The 18,861-nt window shown below is 74.4% G+C and carries 18 protein-coding genes and 1 tRNA gene; 8 read left to right on the forward strand and 11 right to left on the reverse strand.

Going from position 1 to position 18,861, the window contains the following annotated elements:
- Positions 1–123 precede the first annotated feature (123 nt).
- Positions 124–900 carry a serine protease gene (locus ABZY31_RS16425; protein WP_356410379.1) on the forward strand — a complete coding sequence of 259 codons (777 nt, stop codon included), beginning with the start codon at positions 124–126 and terminating at the stop codon, positions 898–900.
- A gap of 86 nt (positions 901–986) precedes the next feature.
- A complete protein-coding gene (locus tag ABZY31_RS16430) occupies positions 987–2,087 on the forward strand; it encodes a M20 family metallopeptidase (RefSeq protein ID WP_356410382.1) in 1,101 nt (366 codons plus the stop codon).
- A 159-nt stretch (positions 2,088–2,246) separates the two neighbouring features.
- Here the strand turns inward: ABZY31_RS16430 and ABZY31_RS16435 are convergent, their stop codons facing one another.
- Positions 2,247–2,969, reverse strand: a complete 723-nt coding sequence (locus ABZY31_RS16435; RefSeq protein WP_356410385.1) for a ribonuclease H — start codon at positions 2,967–2,969, stop codon at positions 2,247–2,249.
- Between the two features lie 177 nt (positions 2,970–3,146).
- On the opposite strand from ABZY31_RS16435, the gene ABZY31_RS16440 reads away from it, so the two are divergent.
- Positions 3,147–4,733, forward strand: coding sequence for an alpha/beta hydrolase (locus ABZY31_RS16440; protein ID WP_356410388.1), 1,587 nt, complete (start codon positions 3,147–3,149; stop codon positions 4,731–4,733).
- A 76-nt stretch (positions 4,734–4,809) separates the two neighbouring features.
- Here ABZY31_RS16440 and ABZY31_RS16445 read toward each other — a convergent pair whose 3' ends face one another.
- Both ABZY31_RS16445 and ABZY31_RS16450 read right to left on the reverse strand, forming a co-directional pair.
- Positions 4,810–6,450, reverse strand: coding sequence for an AMP-binding protein (locus ABZY31_RS16445; RefSeq protein WP_356410538.1), 1,641 nt, complete (start codon positions 6,448–6,450; stop codon positions 4,810–4,812).
- Positions 6,451–6,563: 113 nt separating this feature from the next.
- Positions 6,564–7,616, reverse strand: coding sequence for an aldo/keto reductase (locus ABZY31_RS16450; RefSeq protein ID WP_356410540.1), 1,053 nt, complete (start codon positions 7,614–7,616; stop codon positions 6,564–6,566).
- Positions 7,617–7,809: 193 nt separating this feature from the next.
- Here ABZY31_RS16450 and ABZY31_RS16455 point away from each other — a divergent pair, with 193 nt between their 5' ends.
- The 4 genes from ABZY31_RS16455 to ABZY31_RS16470 all read left to right on the forward strand — a co-directional run bounded on the left by ABZY31_RS16455 (position 7,810) and on the right by ABZY31_RS16470 (position 11,504).
- Entirely contained in the window at positions 7,810–9,108 is a 1,299-nt protein-coding gene (locus ABZY31_RS16455) for an MFS transporter (RefSeq protein ID WP_356410391.1), read from the forward strand.
- 21 nt (positions 9,109–9,129) lie between these two features.
- The gene (locus ABZY31_RS16460) at positions 9,130–9,720 is read left to right on the forward strand and encodes a GNAT family protein (protein ID WP_356410394.1); all 591 of its coding nucleotides are present in this window, start codon (positions 9,130–9,132) and stop codon (positions 9,718–9,720) included.
- 1 nt (position 9,721) lies between these two features.
- Positions 9,722–10,960 (forward strand): MFS transporter, encoded by a 1,239-nt coding sequence (locus ABZY31_RS16465; protein ID WP_356410397.1) that lies wholly within the window; start codon positions 9,722–9,724, stop codon positions 10,958–10,960.
- A gap of 124 nt (positions 10,961–11,084) precedes the next feature.
- Positions 11,085–11,504, forward strand: a complete 420-nt coding sequence (locus tag ABZY31_RS16470; RefSeq protein WP_356410400.1) for a hypothetical protein — start codon at positions 11,085–11,087, stop codon at positions 11,502–11,504.
- Positions 11,505–11,558: 54 nt separating this feature from the next.
- Here the strand turns inward: ABZY31_RS16470 and ABZY31_RS16475 are convergent, their stop codons facing one another.
- The 3 genes from ABZY31_RS16475 to ABZY31_RS16485 form a co-directional block, all read right to left on the reverse strand.
- Entirely contained in the window at positions 11,559–11,876 is a 318-nt protein-coding gene (locus ABZY31_RS16475; protein WP_356410403.1) for a hypothetical protein, read from the reverse strand.
- Between the two features lie 361 nt (positions 11,877–12,237).
- A complete protein-coding gene (locus tag ABZY31_RS16480) occupies positions 12,238–12,684 on the reverse strand; it encodes a methyltransferase (protein ID WP_356410543.1) in 447 nt (148 codons plus the stop codon).
- Positions 12,594–12,929 carry a hypothetical protein gene (locus ABZY31_RS16485; protein WP_356410551.1) on the reverse strand — a complete coding sequence of 112 codons (336 nt, stop codon included), beginning with the start codon at positions 12,927–12,929 and terminating at the stop codon, positions 12,594–12,596. Before ABZY31_RS16485 ends, ABZY31_RS16480 begins: the two co-directional genes overlap by 91 nt.
- 315 nt (positions 12,930–13,244) lie before the next feature.
- Here ABZY31_RS16485 and ABZY31_RS16490 point away from each other — a divergent pair.
- Positions 13,245–13,318: transfer RNA gene (locus tag ABZY31_RS16490), tRNA-Met, on the forward strand.
- A gap of 84 nt (positions 13,319–13,402) precedes the next feature.
- Here ABZY31_RS16490 and ABZY31_RS16495 read toward each other — a convergent pair.
- The 5 genes from ABZY31_RS16495 to ABZY31_RS16515 are packed head-to-tail and all read right to left on the reverse strand — an operon-like array spanning position 13,403 to position 18,860.
- Positions 13,403–14,434, reverse strand: a complete 1,032-nt coding sequence (locus tag ABZY31_RS16495) for an alpha-hydroxy acid oxidase (RefSeq protein WP_356410405.1) — start codon at positions 14,432–14,434, stop codon at positions 13,403–13,405.
- 10 nt (positions 14,435–14,444) lie between these two features.
- Positions 14,445–15,719 (reverse strand): ATP-grasp domain-containing protein, encoded by a 1,275-nt coding sequence (locus ABZY31_RS16500; RefSeq protein ID WP_356410407.1) that lies wholly within the window; start codon positions 15,717–15,719, stop codon positions 14,445–14,447.
- Positions 15,716–17,110, reverse strand: coding sequence for an MFS transporter (locus tag ABZY31_RS16505; protein WP_356410410.1), 1,395 nt, complete (start codon positions 17,108–17,110; stop codon positions 15,716–15,718). Before ABZY31_RS16505 ends, ABZY31_RS16500 begins: the two co-directional genes overlap by 4 nt.
- The gene (locus tag ABZY31_RS16510; RefSeq protein ID WP_356410413.1) at positions 17,107–17,943 is read right to left on the reverse strand and encodes a hypothetical protein; all 837 of its coding nucleotides are present in this window, start codon (positions 17,941–17,943) and stop codon (positions 17,107–17,109) included. The genes ABZY31_RS16505 and ABZY31_RS16510 overlap by 4 nt, the downstream gene beginning before the upstream one ends.
- On the reverse strand, positions 17,940–18,860 hold the full coding sequence (locus ABZY31_RS16515; protein ID WP_356410416.1) for a branched-chain amino acid transaminase: 921 nt from the start codon (positions 18,858–18,860) through the stop codon (positions 17,940–17,942). Before ABZY31_RS16515 ends, ABZY31_RS16510 begins: the two co-directional genes overlap by 4 nt.
- Position 18,861: the final 1 nt, after the last annotated feature.

Below are 18,861 nucleotides of genomic sequence, written 5' to 3' on the forward strand. Positions count from 1 at the left end.
CGTCCCGCGATTGCCGCGCGCCGGGACGGAACCGGTCCTCCGCTTCCGTCCTCCTCCTCCACGACGACGGCACACCAACGACGGTGCGCGCCCCGGGGCGCGCATCGTGTGACGGGGGATCACATGACCAGGTTCAACAGGCGTACGGCGGCAGCCGCGTTCACCGCTTCCGTGCTCGCCGTGGCAGGTCTCGCGGCCACCGCGACCCCGGCCGCGGCCATCCACGGCGGGCGCAACGCCACGGCGGCGGACCATCCGTACGCGATGCTCATCGAGACGGCGGACGGGCGGCAGTTCTGCGGCGGCACCCTCGTCGCGCCCACGAAGGTCCTGACGGCGGCGCACTGCATCGAGGACGCTCCCGAACCCCGCGACCTGCTGGTGATCGGCGGCCGCACGGCCCTCGCGAGCACCAAGGGGACGGTCCGGCACGTCGCTTCGGTGAAGGTCCACCCGAAGTTCGAACGGAGCACGCTGACCTACGACGCGGCGGTGATCACCCTCTCGGCGCCGATGCCCTACGCTCCGCTGCCCGTGGCCGGCCCGAAGGACGGCGCCCTCTACGCCGCCGGCCGGGCGGCGCAGACGGCGGGCTGGGGGCGCACCGCCACCGGCACCGACGCCACCCGGCTGAAGTCGGCCACCTTGACGCTGGCACCGCTCACGGCGTGCGCGCCGTACGCCGAACCATGGGAACCGGGCGCCCTCAAGGCGTGCGGGGTCCCCGGCGCCGGCCGGCACGACAGCATCTGCCCCGGCGACTCCGGCGGGCCGCTGATCGCGGGCGGCAAGGTGATCGGCATCGTCTCCACCGGCAACAAGTACTGCGACGACCAGTACCCCGTCTCGCTCTATACGCGGGCCGACGCGGTCGCCGCGGGGCTGGGCCTGCCGGTCTGAGGTGCCGGCCTGAGGGCACCGGCCTGACGGGCCGCCGGCTCACGGGCGGCGGCCCGCCTCCGGCGCGTGCCAGCTACCCTTGCCGCATGCCGATGCCCAAGACCGTCCCCGTGAGTGTCGACGCGATGCTCGAAGACCTGCGGACACTCGTCGAGACCGAGTCCCCCTCGCGCGATCTCGACGCCTTGAGCGCCTCGGCGAAGGTCGTCGCCGCCGTCATCGAGAGCCGCCTCGGCGGGCAGGCCGTACTCGTCGAGACGGGGGCCGGTCCACACGTCCACTGGTCCGCCGGTGGCGACCCCAAGGTACTGATCCTCGGCCATCACGACACGGTGTTCCCGCTCGGCACCCTGGAACGCCGCCCGTTCACGGTGGCCGACGGCCGCGCGACCGGTCCCGGCGTCTTCGACATGCTGGGCGGCCTGGTGCAGGCGATCCACGGGCTCGCGGCCCTGGACGACCGGTCGGGGGTCGAGATCCTGGTGACCGCCGACGAAGAGGTCGGCTCCCACTCCTCCCGCTCCCTGATCGAGGAGCGCGCCCTCGCCTGCGGCGCCGTCCTCGTCTTCGAGGGCTCCGCCGACGGCGGGGCGCTGAAGACCGGCCGCAAGGGCTGCGGCACCTTCGAGGTGTCCATCACGGGCAGGGCGTCCCACGCGGGACTGGAGCCCGAGGCCGGAGTGAACGCCCTGATCGAAGCCGCACACCAGGTGCTGGACATCGCGGCCCTCGGCCGGCCGCGGCTCGGCACCACCGTCACCCCCACGGTCGCGTCGGCGGGCACCTTGGACAACGTCGTCCCCGCCGCGGCGACCGTGACCGTGGACGTGCGCGTCGAGTCCGCCGAGGAGAAGGAGCGGGTCGAGTCCGCCTTCGCGGCGCTGACCCCGCGGTTGGAGGGGGCGCAGCTCTCGGTGCGCGGATCAGTGGGCCGCCCCCCGATGCCCGAGTCCGCGTCGGCGCCGCTCTTCGCGGTGGCCCGGCGGCTGCTGCCGCACCTCGAAGGCAAGGCGGTCGGCGGCGGGAGCGACGGCAACTTCACGGCGGCGATCGGCGTGCCGACGCTCGACGGCCTCGGCGCCGTCGGCGGCGGCGCCCACGCGGACCACGAGTACCTGGTGATCGACGCCATGACCGAGCGGGCGAACCTGGTGGCCGGTCTGGTGCGGGCGATCCGGGGCGCGTAGGGCGCGTCTGCGGTGCAGGCGGGCACCCACCCGTAACCCCGCGGCCGCGGGGTCGTTGAACCTGCTGGTCAAGCGAAGTGTACGAAGTCCCGGGCCCCAGGGTCCGGGACTTCGTGCTGTCCGCGCCGGTCTCTGCCCGGGCGGCCGTCGGTGGCCGGCTCAGGTCGCGGCGTCGGCCGGGGCCGCGGCGGCGCAGTCCGCGTGGCCCCAGCGGGCACCGAGCTTGGCGATCATGTCCCCGGCCGCGTAGGGCTTCCCGCACGGGCAGCTGCCGGGGAACTTGGCCTTGATGGCCCGCGCCGCCCTGCCGGGCGCCGACCCGGAGGACGGCGCCGCCGTCCGCTTCACCGGGGCGCCGGCCTTCTGCCGCGCCGGGCCACTGCGGACCGGAGCCGGGACCGGCATGGCCTCGCTGCCGAAAGCCGTTCCGGCGGCCTGCTGCGTCACCGCGGCGTCGCTGGCGGCCTGGTCGGCGATGGCGTTGAGGTGGTCGCCGTCCTCCCGGTGGGCCGGGACGTAGCGGAACTCCACGTCGCGTTCCGCCAGCAGTCCGTCGATGCTCTCGACCAGTTCGCGGTTGGCCACCGGCTTTCCGGCCGCCGTCTTCCAGCCGTTGCGCTTCCAGGCCGGGAGCCACTGGGTCACGGCCTTCATCGCGTACTGGGAGTCCATCCGCACCTCGATGGAGGTCCCCGGCACCACGGCCTCCAGGAGCCGCTGGAGCGCGGTGAGTTCACCGACGTTGTTGGTGGCGCGGCCGAGCGCGCCGGACTCCCAGCGTTCCGGCCGGCCCGCGGCGTCCGCGATGACCCAGGCCCACCCGGCAGGCCCGGGATTCCCCTTCGCCGCCCCGTCGCAGGCGGCAATGATGCGATCAGACATCCCCCGATCATGCCGCACGGGCCGCGATATCACGGCATCGGCGGAGGACGGCGGGACGCGGGGGTGGCACTACTGCCACCGCCGATCGGGGTGGCAGTGGGATCGAAGCGAGGGCGGCCCGCGGGCGAGGATCGGACGACCGAGAACGTCCGACGGGGAGAGACGGGGAGAGACCACATGCATGTGTTCACGAAGAGGAAGCGGCCCGTACGCCGGGCCGCGGCGGCCGTCCTGTGCGGGCTGCTCGCGGCCGCCGCACTGCCGGCCGCCGCGGCCGGCGCGGCGGCCGCGGCGCCCGCGGCCGCTTCCGGGACGGCCCGCGCCGAGGCGCCTCCCGTCCCCGAGCGCTACCGCGCCCAGCGGCTCGACTGGCACCCCTGCGCCCCGGGCCCGCTGGAGTGCGCGTCGATGGCCGTGCCGCGGGACTGGTACCACCCGGACGCCGGGCCGGACCTGCGCGTGGAGGTCTCCCGCCACCGCGCCACGGACCCCGCGCGGCGGCGCGGGGTCCTGATGACCGCGGCAGGCGGGCCGGGCTCGCCGGGGACCGGCCGCGCGGCGACCCTGGCCGCCTACGGGCCCGAACTGGCGGCCGCCTACGACATCGTCAGCTTCGACCAGCGGGGCGTGGGGGCCAGTACCCGGGTGGTCTGCTCCGATCAGGACGGGGTCGACGCGCTCTTCTCCAGCGGCGACCTGCGCGACCGGTCCCCGCGGGCCCTCGCCGCCGCGGTGGGGCGCGCCCGTGACTTCGTGCGGGACTGCGAGCGCAACTCCGGCGGACTGCTGCCGTACATCACCACCGATCAGGCCGCGCACGACATGGACCTCTACCGCGGGCTGCTGGGCGCGGACACGCTCTCCTACTTCGGGGCGTCGTACGCGACCTTCCTCGGTGCGTACTACGCGACGGAGTTCCCGAGCCGGGTGGAGCGGCTCGTGCTCGACAGCAACGTCGACTTCACCAGCACCTGGCAGTCGTTCCAGCTGGGCCAGCCGATGAGCTTCCAGCGCCGCTACGAACAGGACTTCCTGCCGTGGCTCGCGGCGAACGACGCCACCTACCACCAGGGGAACACGCCCACCGCGGCGCGGGCGTCCTACGAGCGGCTGCGCGCCGCCCTGAGCGCGCACCCGCTCGTCGTCGAGGGCACCGCGGTCACCGCCAACCACCTCGACGTGGCCACGAGCGACGCGATGTACAACGGGCAGCGCTTCACGTCCTTCGCCTCCGTCCTCGGTGTGCTGGAACACCCGGAGCAGGCGTCCGCCGCGGACCGGACGGCGGTCGCCGCCCGGTTCAAGCACCTGATGAGCGCCGGTTTCGTCGCCGACTACTTCGCCGTCACCTGCGCGGACACCCCGTGGAACAGGAGCGGACGGTTCTGGCTGGAGCAGAGCGGCAAGGAGACCCGCGAGCATCCCGTCGTCGGCGCCCGCGCGCTTACCTTCGCCTCGATCTGCGCGAACTGGCCGCGCCTGGCGACCCCGCGCGTCGAGGTCACCGGGGCCGGGCTGACTCCGGCGCTGATGCTCAACTCGACGAAGGACCCGGCGACGTACTACGAGGCGGCCGTGCGCGCCCACCGGGCGCTGCCCGGATCCCGGCTGGTGACGGTCGACGGCGGCGACCACGGGCAGTACCAGAACGGCAACCCGTGCGTCGACGCGCACGTCGAGGCGTACCTGCTGGACGGCGTCCTGCCCGCCGGGGACACCCGCTGCCCGGCGACCGCCCTCCCCGCGCCCGCCCCGCGCGGCTGATCCGGGCGGGGTGACGGCCCCGGAGCACGGCCCGGCACCGCCCCGGCACCGCCGACCGCGGTGCCGGGCCCGCCCGTCAGAGGGAGTCGTCCAGCAGGGCGATCGCCCGTTCGCGCATCTCGACCTTGCGGATCTTGCCGGTGACCGTCATGGGGAACTCCTCCATCACGTGGACGTAGCGCGGGATCTTGTAGTGGGCCAGGCGGCCCGCGCAGTACGCGCGCACGGCGGCCGGGGTCAGCGGCTCGGCCCCCTCGCGCATGCGGACCCAGGCCATCAGCTCCTCGCCGTACTTCGCGTCGGGCACGCCGATGACCTGGACGTCCAGCACGTCGGGGTGGGTGTGGAGGAACTCCTCGATCTCGCGCGGGTAGACGTTCTCGCCGCCCCGGATCACCATGTCCTTGATCCGGCCGGTGATGCTCAGGTACCCCTCGTCGTCCATGACGGCCAGGTCGCCCGTGTGCATCCAGCGGGCGGCGTCGATGGCCTCGGCGGTCCGCTCGGGCTCGGCCCAGTAGCCGAGCATGACCGAGTAGCCGCGGGTGCACAGTTCGCCGGGCTCGCCCCGGGGCAGGGTGCGGCCGGAGTGCGGATCGACCACCTTGACCTCCAGGTGCGGGCCCACCCGGCCCACGGTGGAGACCCGGCGCTCCACCGAGTCGTCGGCGCGGGTCTGGGTGGACACCGGTGAGGTCTCGGTCATGCCGTAGCAGATGGACACCTCGGCCATCCCCATGCGGGCGATGACCGCCCGCATCACCTCGACCGGGCACGGCGATCCGGCCATGATCCCCGTGCGCAGGCTCGACAGGTCGTAGGTGGAGAAGGCGGGGTCCGCCAGTTCGGCGATGAACATGGTCGGGACGCCGTAGAGCGACGTGCACGCCTCCGCCTGGACGGCCGCCAGGGTGGCGGCCGGCTCGAAGGACGGGGCGGGGATCACCATCGCGGCGCCGTGGCTGGTGCAGGCGAGGTTGCCCATCACCATGCCGAAACAGTGGTAGAAGGGGACCGGGATGCAGACCCGGTCCTCCTCGGTGTAGTGGCACAACTCGCCCACGAAGAAACCGTTGTTGAGGATGTTGTGGTGCGAGAGGGTCGCCCCTTTGGGGAAGCCCGTGGTGCCCGAGGTGTACTGGATGTTGATGGGGTCGTCCGGGCTCAGGGAGGCCTGAACGCGGGCCAGTTCGGCGCGGTCGCCGCCCCGCCCGCGCTCCAGCAGGGAGGACCACGAGGGTCCGTCCAGCAGGACCACGGTCTCCAGGTCGGGGCAGCGCGGCCGGACTTCCTCGATCATGCCCGCGTAGTCGGAGGTCTTGAAGCGATCGGCCGCGGCGAGCAGCCGGATCCCGGACTGCCGCAGGACGTACTCCAGCTCGTGCGAGCGGTAGGCGGGGTTGACCGTGACGAGGATCGCGCCGATCTTGGCCGTGGCGTACTGCACCAGGGTCCACTCTGCCCGGTTCGGGGCCCAGATGCCGACGCGGTCGCCCGTGGTGATGCCGAGGTCCATGAGTCCGAGCGCGACGGCGTCGACATCGGCGGCCAGCTCCGCGTACGTCCACCGGCGGCCGGTGGCCATGTCGACGAGGGCGTCGCGGCCGGGGAACCTGCGCACGGTGCGGTCGAGGTTCTCCCCGATGGTGTCGCCCAGCAGCGGTACTTCGCCGGTTCCGGACGCATAGCTCGACGCGGCAGACACACGTACCTCCAGGCGGGGCGGCAGGCGCGGGCCCGGGCGGGCCCGCGCGCCTTCATGATCCCCGGCACCCGCGCGGGCGTCCATCGGCGCGCGGGTGCCGGGGATCACGGCGGGGCGGCGGGCGGTCAGCCGGCGGCCCGTTCCGCGACCGGGCGGCGGCGCCGGGCGAGGTCCGTCAATGCGGGCGAGCGCCAGGCGCCGTCCGGGTGGTAGAGGTTGGTGCCGGGCGGGACGATCTCGTCGATGCGGTCGAGCGCGGCGTCGTCCAGGGTCAGCGAGGCTCCCTTGAGCAGGGAGCGCAGCTGGTCCATCGTGCGCGGTCCGATGATCACGGAGGTGACCGCCGGGTGAACGGCCGGGAAGGCCACGGCCAGTTCGGGCAGGGTGGCCCCGATGTCCGCCGCCAGCTCGATCAGCCGCCCCGCCGCCTCCAGCTTCGCCGCGTTCCCGGGGAGCGCGGGATCGAAGCGGGCGGGGGTCAGCGCGGCGCGGCCCGAGGTGAGGTCGACGGGGGTGCCGGTGCGGTACCTGCCGCTGAGGAATCCGGAGGCCAGCGGGCTCCAGGTCAGTACGCCCATGCCGTAGCGGAGGGCGGTGGGCAGGACGTCGCGTTCGATGCCGCGTGCCAGGATCGAGTACGGGGGCTGCTCGGTCCGCAGCCGCGGCAGCGCCCGCCGCTCGGAGACGTGATGGGCCTCGGCGATCTCCTCGGCCGGGAAGGTGGAGCAGCCGAAGGCCCTGATCTTGCCCTCCCGCACCAGGTCGCCCAGGACGGACAGGGTCTCCTCGATGTCGGTCGTGTGGTCGGGCCGGTGCACCTGGTAGAGGTCGATCCAGTCCGTGTTCAGCCGCCGGAGGCTGTCCTCCACGGCCCGGACGATCCAACGCCGGGAGTTCCCGCTCCGGTTGGGCCCATCCCCCATCGGGAAGTGGACCTTGGTCGCGAGGACGACGTCGTCCCGGCGGCCGCCCGCCAGGGCCTTGCCGACGATCTCCTCGGACTCCCCCGCGGAGTACATGTCGGCGGTGTCGACGAAGTTGACGCCCTCGTCGAGCGCGGCGTGGATGATCCGCACGCAGTCGTCGTGGTCCTGGTTGCCCACGGCTCCGAACATCATGGTGCCGAGGCAGTGCACGCTCACCTGGATGCCGGTCCGGCCGAGGCTGCGGTAGGTCATGGTCATGACGGTGCACTGTAGGAGTTGGAGCGCACTCCAGTGCAAGCCCCTTCCACCCGGCACCTGTTAGCCTGCGGGCATGTCTCTCCTCTGTGCGTAGGGCCCCGCACCGACCGCCCGCCCGGGCGGTCCTCCGGCGTCCCCGTACGTGCGCGGCGCCCTGGTGCGCGCCGCCTTCCAGAGGAATACCTCCGTGCCGTTCGCTTCCTATCGCGCTGTCCTGCGCGCTCCTCACGCCTGCCGTACCTTCGGCGCCGCCCTGCTCGGGCGGCTGTCGTACGGCATGGTCTCCCTCTCCCTGCTGCTCGCCGTGAAGGACGCCACCGGGTCGTACCGCGCGGCGGGCGCGGTCACGGCCCTGTTCGGCGTGGCGAGCGTGTCCCTCTCCCCCGTCCGTGCGCGCCTGGTCGACCGGTACGGGCCGCGGCGGGCCCTGGTGCCGATGGCGGGCGCGTACGCGGCGCTGCTGGCGGCCCTGGCCGGGCTGACCTGGAGCCCAGGCGCCGGGGCGACCGCCCTCGGGGCCCTGGCGATGGCCGCCGGGTGCTGCACTCCGCCGCTCGGGCCGGTGATGCGCGCCCTGTGGAGCACGCTGGTGCCCGACCGCCTGATGCTCCAGCGCGCGTACAGCCTGGACGGGGTCGCCGAGGAACTGCTCTTCGTGAGCGGTCCGCTGCTCGTCGGTCTGCTGCTGCCGGTTGCCGGGGCGGCCTCGGGGCTGGCGGCCAGTGGGGCGCTGATCCTGGTGGGGACCCTCGCGCTCGTCTCCTCCCCCGTCGCACGGTCGGCGCGCGGGTCCGCCGGAACGGGGACGGCCGGAGAACCGTCCGGGGCCGGGCAACCCGCGCGCGGGCGGGGTGGGTTGTGGTCCTCGGGGCTGCTCGGTGTGGTCGTCGTCTCGGCCGGTGTGGGGATCGGGCTGGGCGCCCTGGACCTGCTCGTGGTGGCCTTCGCCGATCAGCGGCACCGGTCCGGGGCGGTGCCGTGGGTGCTGGCCGCCCTGTCTACGGGCAGCGCGCTCGGGGGGCTGGCGTACGGCGCCGTGGCGTGGCGGATGCCCGGACGGCGGCGCCTGCCGCTGATCGCGGCGGCGCTGGCGGTGGCCTTGACCGCGGCGGGTCTGGCACCGGACGTGTACGTGCTCCTCCTACTGGCGGCGCTCGCGGGCGTGTTCATCGCACCCGCCCTCACGACGGCCTACCTGGTCGCCGACGAGTCGGCCGATCCGGCCCACCGCGTCCGGGCGGGCGCCTGGGTCAACACCGCGCTCAACGCCGGCACGGCGGCCGGCAGCGCCGCCGTCGGCCTGCTCGTGGGCCGGCTGCCCGTGGCATGGTGCTTCGCGCTGGTGGCCGCCCCGGTCCTGCTGTCGGCGGCAGCGGTCGGCGTCAGGGGCCCGGGGCGGGGGTGGTCCCGCCCCCGGCGCGGGGCGCGGACCGGGGCGCCGCCGCGGACGGCGGCGGGCCCGGAAACGGAGGTGGCGCGCACCTGATCGCTTTGGCAGGATGCCGTGATGATCTCCCCCGAGCCGATACCTCCGGTCGTTCCCGCAGGCCGGATGGCCCACACCGATCAGCCCGTACTCGACCTGCCCGACGGCGGCGCGCTGCGCCCCTGGCGGCCGGACGACGCGGACGCACTGGTGGCCGCCGGTCTCGATCCGTCGGTCCGGCTGTGGAACATGCTGGGGACCTGGACGCCCGAGGAGGCGCGCGGGCGGATCGAGGGCATGCGGCGGCGCTGGGAGGCCGAGTCGGGTGCGCTGTGGGCGATCGTCCCCCGCGGCGGCGGCGCGCCCGTCGGGCTGGCCGGGTGGAACGACATCGACCTCGCGGCCGGCACCGCCGAGATCCTCTACTGGATCCTGCCCGCCGCCCGCGGAGGCGGTGTCGCCGCGGCGGCCGCCCGGCGCGTCAGCCGCTGGGCACTGGACGAACTGGGGCTCCACCGAGTCGAGTTGCTGCACGCGGTGGACAACCCGGCGTCCTGCCGCGTGGCGGACAAGGCCGGTTTCGCCCTGGAGGGCACGATGCGCAGCGCCGTGCTCCACGCGGACGGATGGCACGACATGCACCTGCACGCCCTGGTGCAGGGTGACATCTGAAATGGCTCCGTCCCCCACTGCCGACCTGCTTCGGAACAAGAGGTTCCGTACGCTGCTGATCGCGAGCCTCGTCTCGGCGAGCGGCTCGGCCATGGCGCCGGTCGCCCTCGCCTTCACCGTGCTCGGCTTCGACGGCCGCCCCGGCTCGCTGGCCGTCGTCCTCGCGGGCAGTACGGCTCCGCAGCTGATCCTGCTCCTCGTCGGCGGGGTCGCCGCGGACCGGTTCTCCCGCCGCCGGCTGATCGTGATCGGCAACCTCGTACCGGCCGTGACCCAGGCGACGGTCGCCCTGCTCGTGTTCCAGGGGGCGGCCACCACGGCCCGCGTCGCGGTGTTCGCGGCCGTCGCCAGCGGCGCCTCCGCTCTGGCCTCGCCCGCCATGAACAGTCTGCTGCCACAGTTCGTCGAGGCGTCCCGGCTCCAGCAGGCGAACGCCCTGGTGCGCCTGCCCACGAACCTGGTCCGCATCCTGGCGCCCGCGGTGGGCGGCGTCCTGGTCGCGCTGGTCGGGCCGCAGCTCACCCTCGCCTGGGACGCGGCGAGTTTCGCCGTCGCCGCGCTGCTGTACGGGCGGCTGCGGATCGCCGGTCCGGTCCCGGCGCGGGGGTCCGCACTACGCGACTTCCGTACCGGCTGGAGCGAGTTCCGCGGCCGGTTCTGGCTCTGGTCCTACACCCTGTCCGGCACCTTCGTCGTGGCGTTCTGGCTGGGCGGGTACGGGCTGCTGGGTCCGGTCGTCGCCCACGACACGGACCTCGGCGCGGCCGGGTGGGGCATCGTGCAGGGCTCCTTCGCGGTCGGGCTGGTGCTCGGCGGAGTGCTCTCGCTGCGCTGGAAACCGTCCCGCATCATGATCGCGTGCGTGGCCGCCAACCTGCCCCTGGCGCTTCCCCTGCTGGCGCTGGCCGTCCGCGCACCCCTGCCGGCCATCGCGGTCGCCGCGGCCCTGGCGGGGGTGGGGGTGGACATCTCGATCGTGTGCTGGAACACCGTGATGCAGCAGCAGCTCCCGGACGAACTGCTGGGACGGCTGGGTTCGTTCAGCTCGATCGGCGAACGGCTGGCCGTCCCGCTGGGCTACCTCCTCGTCGGCGCCGCCGCGGCTTCCTGGGGGACGGCGACCGTCCTGTCGCTGGCGGCGGCGGCGATGACCCTGGCCACGGTGGTGCTGTTCGCCGCACCGAGCCTGTGGACGATGCGCAGGGCACCCGCGGCCGAGAAAGCCACCGCGCCCGCCTGAGGCCCCGAGCCCCCGGTCGCGAACGGACCTTCGGGGCCGGGGTGGGCGCGGGGGCGCCTGGCGGGGTGGGTACTCTGCGGTGCCCTCGAAGCCCGGGGGCGTTCGACCCCGCTCAGGAGGAACCATGGCCGTCAAGAAGGCCACCATCACGCAGCAGGTGGCGCAGGCCATCGCCGAGGTGAACCCGGCCGACCGCCCCGTCGTCACCATCCAGGCCATCGCGGGCCCCAGCGTGTGGCTCATGAGCATGCTCGGCCTGATCGGCCAGGCGTTCCTCACGTACTACTTCATCACGGTCACCGAGCAGGCCGTGGTGATACACAAGGCCGGCCGGATGAGCAACCGGCCGCAGGAGATCGCCTTCGTGATCCCCGCCGAGCAGGCCGCCGGCATCGTCTCCGGCATCGACCGCAACGCGGTGTGGAGTTCGTTCCGCATCCAGCTGCCCCGACAGCAGAAGCCGACCCGGATGAACGTGCACCGGATGTGGCGCACCGAGATGGACCAGCTGCTGGGCCGGCTGACTGGACAGCTCACCGTCTGACGGGGCGTGGCGGCCGCGGTGCGCAGCGCCCGCGGCCGGCGCGATGCCCGCAGGTCAGGAGGCGGTCTTCGCCCGGTTCCTGCGTCCCGCGAGCTGGCCCTGCACGTAGGGGTCCGTATCCGGGGCGTACGGGCCGCCGTGGGCGGACAGCACGTCGGTGATCCGCTCCCACTCGGCGAGGGTGGCGCGGGTCCGCACGTCGGGATCGTCCGGGTCCCCCGCGGCCTCCGCGGCCTTCTCCGCTTCTTCGAGCGCCTGGGCACTCTCGTGGTGGGACATTCCGGTGGCGAGGCGCCGGACCTCGTCGCAGGCCTCGCGCTCCGCCGACGTGGGGCCGTCCTGCACGAACTGCGGATCGTCTGCCTCTGCCATGGGGTTCCCTTCCTCGCATCCTGGGCCGCGGTACCGGGGCCGCGGCCCGCAGTGCGCATTATGCGCGGGCCGCGCACCGCGCCGTCACGGGGGCCGGGGTCCCGCCGTACCGGCGGCCCGTCCGCGTCAGGCCGCGTGGCCCAGGGGGCGTCGGCACGCGGGGGCGCCCGGATCGGCGCCGGGGGCGTGGTTCTCGACGAACTCGGCCGCGGCGTCCTCCCGTTCGAGGCGGGCCAACAGCTCCTTTCCGCTCCGCGTGCGACGCGGGGCAGGCAGCTGGCAGCACTGCGACGGGCGTCGCCCCGTCACGCGTCGTCATCGGCGGCCGCCTCGATCACACCGCTGCCACCGGGCAGCCGGGTCACCCGCAGGGGCGTGAGGCCCGCCCGCTCCAGCAGGTCGGCGTTCTCCTCCCGGGTGCGCTCCCGGCCCCCCCGTCGAAGAGGGACATCATGTAGAGGTCCATCAGGCCGCCCCACCGGCCGCCGGACCCCCCGTCCGCGTCGTCCGCCGGGTCAGCGGCCGCGAGGTGGTCGATGAGGACCAGCCGGGCGCCCGGTCCCATCGCGGCGCGGCAGTTGCGCAGGATGGCGACACAGGACTCGTCGTCCCAGTCGTGCAGGACGTGGCGCAGGACGTAGCGGTCCGCACCGGCCGGTAGGTCCTCGAAGAAGTCGCCCTCGCGCAGCTCGCAGCGGTCCGCGAGGCCCGCGCCGGTCAGCCGCAGGGCGGCGGGCGGGAGGGCGGCCGCGAGGTCGCCGAGCTGATCCAGAGCAGCCGGCGGTGCCCGATGCGCAGGACCTGCCAGACCCGGCCGGGAAGGTTGCGGCTGTCCTCGGCGAGGTCGGTGTAGGCGTTGTAGGTGTTGGCCAGCAGCCCGTACACCAGGGAGACGGCCAGCCCGGCGAAGAACGGCCCGGTGACCCCGCCGCCCGCCACCGTCCAGCCGAGCGCGAAGGTCAGCATCCCGGGGACACAGGTCCGCGGCCGCCCCAGGAGCAGGGTGATCCGCGCGGTCTCGCCCCAGCCGGAGCTGCCGGGGGTGCGGCGCACCGCGTCCTCGCGCCGCTGCGGGCTGAGCGCGGCGAACTCCTCGGGTCCGGGCAGGGGCGCCGGCGATACGGGTCATCGGGCGGCGTTCACGCTCACGGGGGTCGTCCTCCATCCGCCGGGCCCGGCCCGCGCTGCTCTCGCGGGGCCCGGCCGTGCCTCACGGTTCGGTGGTCCGACCATGGCGGCGATCACTTGACGGCCACTCAGATGTCGCTCGAGACCCTGTCCGGAACCGGTCCGGAAGCCCTCCGGGCGCGCTGGAGGAGCGCCGTGGTGAGGCGGGCCGGGAAACTCGCGTAGAGTGGGGTTTACCGACGCGGGGTGGAGCAGCTCGGTAGCTCGCTGGGCTCATAACCCAGAGGTCGCAGGTTCAAATCCTGTCCCCGCTACTCATGGATGAGGCCCCCTCGACGTTCACGTCGAGGGGGCCTCATCACGTTGCCGGGCCGGACGCCGCTACGGGCCCGCGCCGGTCAGCCGTGCAGCAGGTCCGGGCCGATAGCACCGAGGGCGGGGGCCCCGGCCAGCGCCATCCGCAGCGAGAGCTGCTCCCGGTAGGAGTCGAACAGGGCGGCCACGCCGTCGGCGCCGCCCACGGACAGGGCCCACAGGACCGGGCGGCCCACCAGGACCGCGCGGGCCCCCAGCGCGAGCGCGACCAGGACGTCCGTCCCCGTCAGAACGCCCCCGTCGACCAGGACCGGCACCCTGCCCCCCACCGCGCGGACGATCTCCGGCAGCACCTCGGCGGTCGCGGCCGCGCGGTCGAGCTGGCGGCCGCCGTGGTTGGAGACGATCACCCCGGCCGCCCCGGCGGCCACGCACGCCGCCGCGTCGTCGGCCCGCAGCACGCCCTTGACCAGCACGGGCAGGCCGGAGAGCCGGTGGAGCTCGCCGATCACCTCGGGCCCGATCGAGGGGTCCTGTTCCCAGCCGGGCGTCCGGGTGCCCAGTCCGACCGAACGGCACAGCTCGTCGTCCTGGGGCAGCGGCAGCGCCAGACCCGCCGTGGCCTTCGGCGGGACGTAGGGCGCGTCCACGGTGAGGACCAGGGCCCGGGCCCCGGCCGCGGTGGCCCGTTCGACCTGGCGGCGGGTGATGTCCCGGTCCCGCAGGCAGTACACCTGGTACCACCAGGGCCCGGCGGCCGCCGCGACGTCCTCCGGGTGACGGGTGGCGCGGGAGGAGAGCACCATCAGGGAGCCGGCGGCCCGGACGCCCGCGGCCGTGGCCACCTCTCCCTCGTCGTGCGCCATCCGGTGGAAGGCGGTCGGCGCCGCCAGGACCGGCGCGGAGAGCGTGCTGCCGAACAGCTCCACGGAGGTGTCCACCGCGGACACGTCCCGCAATACGCGCGGGGCGAACCGCCGGGCCCGCCAGGCCGCCGCCGCCTCGCCCGTGCTGAGCTGCTCGTCGGAGCCCGCCGCGTAGAAGTCGTAGGCCGCCGCGGGAAGCACCGCCCGGGCGCGTTCCGCGAGCCCCGGACCCGCCGTGATGTCGTTCACCGGTGCCGCCTCAGACCCACTCGCCGGAGCCGGCCCGGTCGCCGCCGACGACCCGGACGGCGAACTCCAGCCCGGCGACCGCCTGCTGGGCGCGGGCGACCGCCTCCGCGGCGTCCGCGCCGCGGGCGCGCACGAAGGCGGCGCGGGACTCGGAGCTGTCGAGTTCGCCGATCGTGTCCCCCGCGTCCAGGAGGGCCTCGGCGACGACGACGTCCGGCAGGGCGGCCGCCTCGGCCAGCCCGTTGATGGCGGTGAGGGTGCCGCGCGCGTGGGGCACGGCGAACCAGATGGCCTCGGGGCGGCGGTCCACCGTGGGGTCCGCGAGGGTCTTGCGGATGTCGGCCAGCACAGGCTGCCCCAGGGTCTGGCGGACCACGCAGTCGACGAGGTCGACCCCGGTGACGTCCTGGACCAGGTAGGGGATCTCGTCCCCGGCGAGCCGGACGTGGGTCTCGATGACGCGCGGCCCGGCGTCGGTGAGCACCACCTCGGTGTGGGTGACGCCGTAGGTGATGCCGAGGGCGTCGAGCAGACGGCGCACGTAGGCGTGCACCGAACCGGTCCGCTCGTCGTCGAGTTCGGCGGGGACGACGTGGCCGACCTCGACGAAGCCGACCGGATCGGAGTACTTGCGGGTGATCGCCAGGATCTCGTGCTCGCCGTCCTCCGAGAAGGCCTCGACGCTGAACTGCGGCCCGACGTGGAAGCGTTCGACGAGCACGCCCGCGTCGGGGATCACCTCGAAGTCGCGCGCGGCGCGGGCGAAGGCCGCCTCCGCCTCCTCGGCGTCGCGGACGACGGAGACGCCGAAACTACCCGCCCCCTGGGCCGGTTTGACCACGCAGGGCGTGCCGTGTTCGGCGAGGAAGGCGCGGAGCTGCGCCGCGTCGGCGACGCGGGCGACCGGGGTGTCGTCGACGCCGGTCTCCGCGAGCCTGCGACGCATCGCGTGCTTGTCGTGGACGTAGGTGATGGTCTGCGGGCTGTGGCAGGGCAGGCCGAGCGCCGCGGCGACGGCGGCGGCGCGGTCCTGGTCGCGTTCGCCGAAGGTGCCGACCCGGGTGAAGGGGTGTCGGGCGTGGACGGCGGCCGCCAGGGCGATCCATTCCTCGTCGGGGGCCTCGCTGCGCAGGGCGAGCACCCGGTCGTGCTGACCGGGCTTGCGGATCTTGGGCACGAAGTCCATCCGGCACAGGATGGTGGTGGCCACCTCCGGACCGCCCGCCTCACGGATCAGTCCGGGGACCTCGCGGCCGCCGCCGACGATGAGTACGTGCTCGGTCATGTGGTCACCTCGGTGGTTGCGGGGGCGGGCGGGGTGGCGGGCAGCTTCCCGGGGGCGTCGGCAGGAGCGTCCTTCGGGCCGCCGGTGGCCCGTACGACGACTGCGGCCACCGCGAAGATCCCGGCGAGCAGCGCCCAGCCTATGCTGCCGAGCGGGAGCATGACCGAGGTCATCAGGACCGGGCCGACGATCTGCTGGCCGGTCACGCCCAGGCTGAAGGTGGCCAGGTAGCGGGAGCGGGCCGGGGCCGGGGACATCTCGTACGACAGGTTCCAGACGGCGACCGAGTGCAGGTTCTCGCCGACCGTGAGGAGCACCACCGCGAGCACGGCGCAGGCCGCGGCGGGCCAGACGGAGACGTGCTCGGCGCCCGCGAAGAGGCCGCAGGACAGCAGCAGCGGCAGCAGGGCGACCCAGACGAGCTTGAGGGCGCGCGCGGTGGTCTCGGCGAACTTGGAGACGTACACCTGGAGCAGCACGGTGAGGACGGTGTTCACGGCGAGGAGCACCGAGACGGCCGAGGCGGGTGCGCTGGTGGCGGTGGTGAGCCACAGCGGCAGCAGCACGAAGAGCACCGAGTCGTGCAGGGACAGGACGCCGTTGGAGAGGGTGAACAGCAGGAACCGCAGGTCCCGGAAGGGACTGCGGACGGACTGCCCGGACGCGGGCACGGCGGTTTCGGGCTGCGGAGCGAGCGCCGCCGCGGCGGCCGGTGGAGCGGTCTTCGGCGCGGCGGCCCCGGGGGCGGCGCGGCGGCGCAGCCGCTCCACGACGACGGCGATGACGAAGAAGGTCAGCGCGTTGCCGAGGAAGAGGGCGACGAAGGCGGCCCGGCTCTCGACCGCCAGCACGGCGCCGGCCAGCAGGAACCCGGCGGTCAGCCCGATGTTGCGGACCGAGCGGATCGAAGCCATCGTGCGGGTCTGGTTCTCGCCGCCCTCGATCAGCCCGACCACGACCTGCTGGAGCGGTGAGCAGCCCCGGTCCAGCGCGGTGAGGACGCAGGTCAGCAGCGCGTACGGCCAGAAGTCGTGGACCAGCGCGAAGCCCGCGTAGCCGATGCCGCGGGCCGCGAGCAGGGCGACGTAGACCCGGGCGGGGCCGACCCGGTCGGCGAGCCGCCCGAGCGGGACCGGGCTGAGCAGGCCGACGACGCTCGCGACGGCGAGCACCAGGCCGACCCGCTCGGCCGGGAAGCCGACGACGGTGACGAAGTACAGGGTCGACGCGGCGAGGAACATGCCGGAGCCGACCGAGTCCACGGCGGCGCCCGCGGCGAGCTTGCGCCCAGCGGGGGTCCTGGGCAGGATCGCGACCAGGAACCGGGCGAGCCGACCGGTGAGCGGGGACGGCGCGGCCGGGCCCGGCGCGGGGGTCCGCGGGCCGCTCATGCGCCACGCCCCGGGACGGCCGCGGGCGGGGCCCCGCGCAGCCACGCGGTGAGTTCACCGGTGCGCCGGACGTGGACCTCGGTGGCCGCCTCGGGCGGCGGCTGGCGCAGCCAGTTCCAGGTGTACCGGCGGACCGCGTTGACGTGCCGCTGCGCCTCCAGCGGGTCCGGCTGCCCTGCCGCCGCGGCCAGCAGCGCGGTGGCCAGCTGGATCCGGCCCAGGCGCTCGACCAGGACCCAGCCGCCCGCGGCGGTGAACGCGGGGTCCGCGCCCACCCATTCCTCCCGGGTCACGCCGAGGCCGCGCACGGCCTCGTCCACGAGGTCCCAGGCCGCGGCGGCCCGGCCGGCCGGGCGCGGCCCGAGCGCCGCGCGCAGCCGGGCGAGGGCGCCGTCGTAGTAGGCGGGGCGGGCCGCGAAGGTGACCACCGAGGTGACCAGGCGGTGCGCGGCGTCGGCGCTCTGCCCCTCGCGCACGGGCATCATGTCGGCGACGTAGGTGTCGACCCGGGAGCGGGTCCGTACGACGTCCTCCCCCACCACCCAGCGGACGCAGGCGTGCATCATCTCGTCGAGGTCGTCCAGGTCGTCCGTGCCGTCGGCGGCGGGGCCTGGCGCGGCGGCGCGCAGCCACGCCCGGGCCGCCGCCAGGTCGATCAGCCGGTCGCAGACCTCCTCGCCCCACGAGACGTCGCCGCCGGGCCCGGCCGCGGTGACCGGGACGTCCGGCAGGGCGAGGGCGGCCGCCTCCAGCCGGGCCACCGCCTCGCCCACTGCGGCCCGGGCCCGGCCGAGCCCCTGGCCCGGACGGGCCGGGGCGTGCTCGCCGCTCACACGCGCTCCAGCCAGTGCTCGTACGCCGCGTTGCGGCCGCGCACGACCTCCTGGAAGAGCCCGCGCAGGTCCTTGGTGACGGCGCCGACCCGGCCGTTGCCGACCGGGCGCTCGTCGACGGAGGCGACCGGCACGATCTCGGCCGCGGTCCCGGTCAGGAACGCCTCGTCGGCCATGTACACCTCGCTGCGCGGGATGCTGCGCTCGACGACGGTGAAGCCGAGGTCGCGGGCGAAGGTGATCGCGCAGTCGCGGGTGATGCCGGGCAGGATGCCGTCGCTGACCGGCGGGGTGACCAGCTCGCCGCCCCGGAGCATGAAGAGGTTGGCGGCCGACGCCTCGGCGATGTGCCCGTTGGCAGTCAGCATCAGCGCGTCGTCGTACCCGGCGCGCTGGGCGCCGACCTTGGCGAGGGCGCTGTTGACGTACGCGCCGGTGGCCTTGGCCAGCGGCGGCACGGTCTGGTTCGAGTTGCGCTGCCAGTTGCTGACGATGAGGCGGCAGCCCTCGTTCTCCGCCTTGTCGCCGAGGTAGGAGCCCCAGGGCCAGACGGCGATGGACATGCGGACGGCGTCGAGGTTCGGGGCCACGCCCATTTCGCCGTAGCCGAGGTAGGCGATCGGGCGGATGTAGCAGGAGGGCTGGCCGTTGACGCGGACGAGGTCGAGGACCGCCTGGACCAACTCCTCGTCGGTCCAGGGCAGTTCCATCAGGTAGACGCGGGCGGAGTCGCGCAGCCGGGCGATGTGCTCGCGCAGCCGGAACACGGCGGGGCCGGTCTCGGTCTCGTAGGCGCGGACGCCCTCGTAGACGCCCCAGCCGTAGTGCAGGCTCGGGGTGAGCACGTGCACCTGGGCCTCGTCCCAGGGGACCAGTTCGCCGTCCATCCAGATGAAGGGGGTCGGGGTCAGTGGCATG

Source organism: Streptomyces sp. NPDC006529 (genome assembly GCF_040611795.1).
GTDB lineage: Bacteria > Actinomycetota > Actinomycetes > Streptomycetales > Streptomycetaceae > Streptomyces.

Bases quoted from the DNA above. Each gene is read 5' to 3' on its own strand.
- ABZY31_RS16425 (WP_356410379.1), top strand. From the start codon at position 124: ATGACCAGGTTCAACAGGCGTACGGCGGCAGCCGCGTTCACCGCTTCC.
- ABZY31_RS16430 (WP_356410382.1), top strand. From the start codon at position 987: ATGCCGATGCCCAAGACCGTCCCCGTGAGTGTCGACGCGATGCTCGAA.
- ABZY31_RS16435 (WP_356410385.1), bottom strand. From the start codon at position 2,969: ATGTCTGATCGCATCATTGCCGCCTGCGACGGGGCGGCGAAGGGGAAT.
- ABZY31_RS16440 (WP_356410388.1), top strand. From the start codon at position 3,147: ATGCATGTGTTCACGAAGAGGAAGCGGCCCGTACGCCGGGCCGCGGCG.
- ABZY31_RS16450 (WP_356410540.1), bottom strand. From the start codon at position 7,616: ATGACCTACCGCAGCCTCGGCCGGACCGGCATCCAGGTGAGCGTGCAC.
- ABZY31_RS16460 (WP_356410394.1), top strand. From the start codon at position 9,130: ATGATCTCCCCCGAGCCGATACCTCCGGTCGTTCCCGCAGGCCGGATG.
- ABZY31_RS16465 (WP_356410397.1), top strand. From the start codon at position 9,722: ATGGCTCCGTCCCCCACTGCCGACCTGCTTCGGAACAAGAGGTTCCGT.
- ABZY31_RS16470 (WP_356410400.1), top strand. From the start codon at position 11,085: ATGGCCGTCAAGAAGGCCACCATCACGCAGCAGGTGGCGCAGGCCATC.
- ABZY31_RS16475 (WP_356410403.1), bottom strand. From the start codon at position 11,876: ATGGCAGAGGCAGACGATCCGCAGTTCGTGCAGGACGGCCCCACGTCG.
- ABZY31_RS16500 (WP_356410407.1), bottom strand. From the start codon at position 15,719: ATGACCGAGCACGTACTCATCGTCGGCGGCGGCCGCGAGGTCCCCGGA.
- ABZY31_RS16505 (WP_356410410.1), bottom strand. From the start codon at position 17,110: ATGAGCGGCCCGCGGACCCCCGCGCCGGGCCCGGCCGCGCCGTCCCCG.
- ABZY31_RS16515 (WP_356410416.1), bottom strand. From the start codon at position 18,860: ATGCCACTGACCCCGACCCCCTTCATCTGGATGGACGGCGAACTGGTC.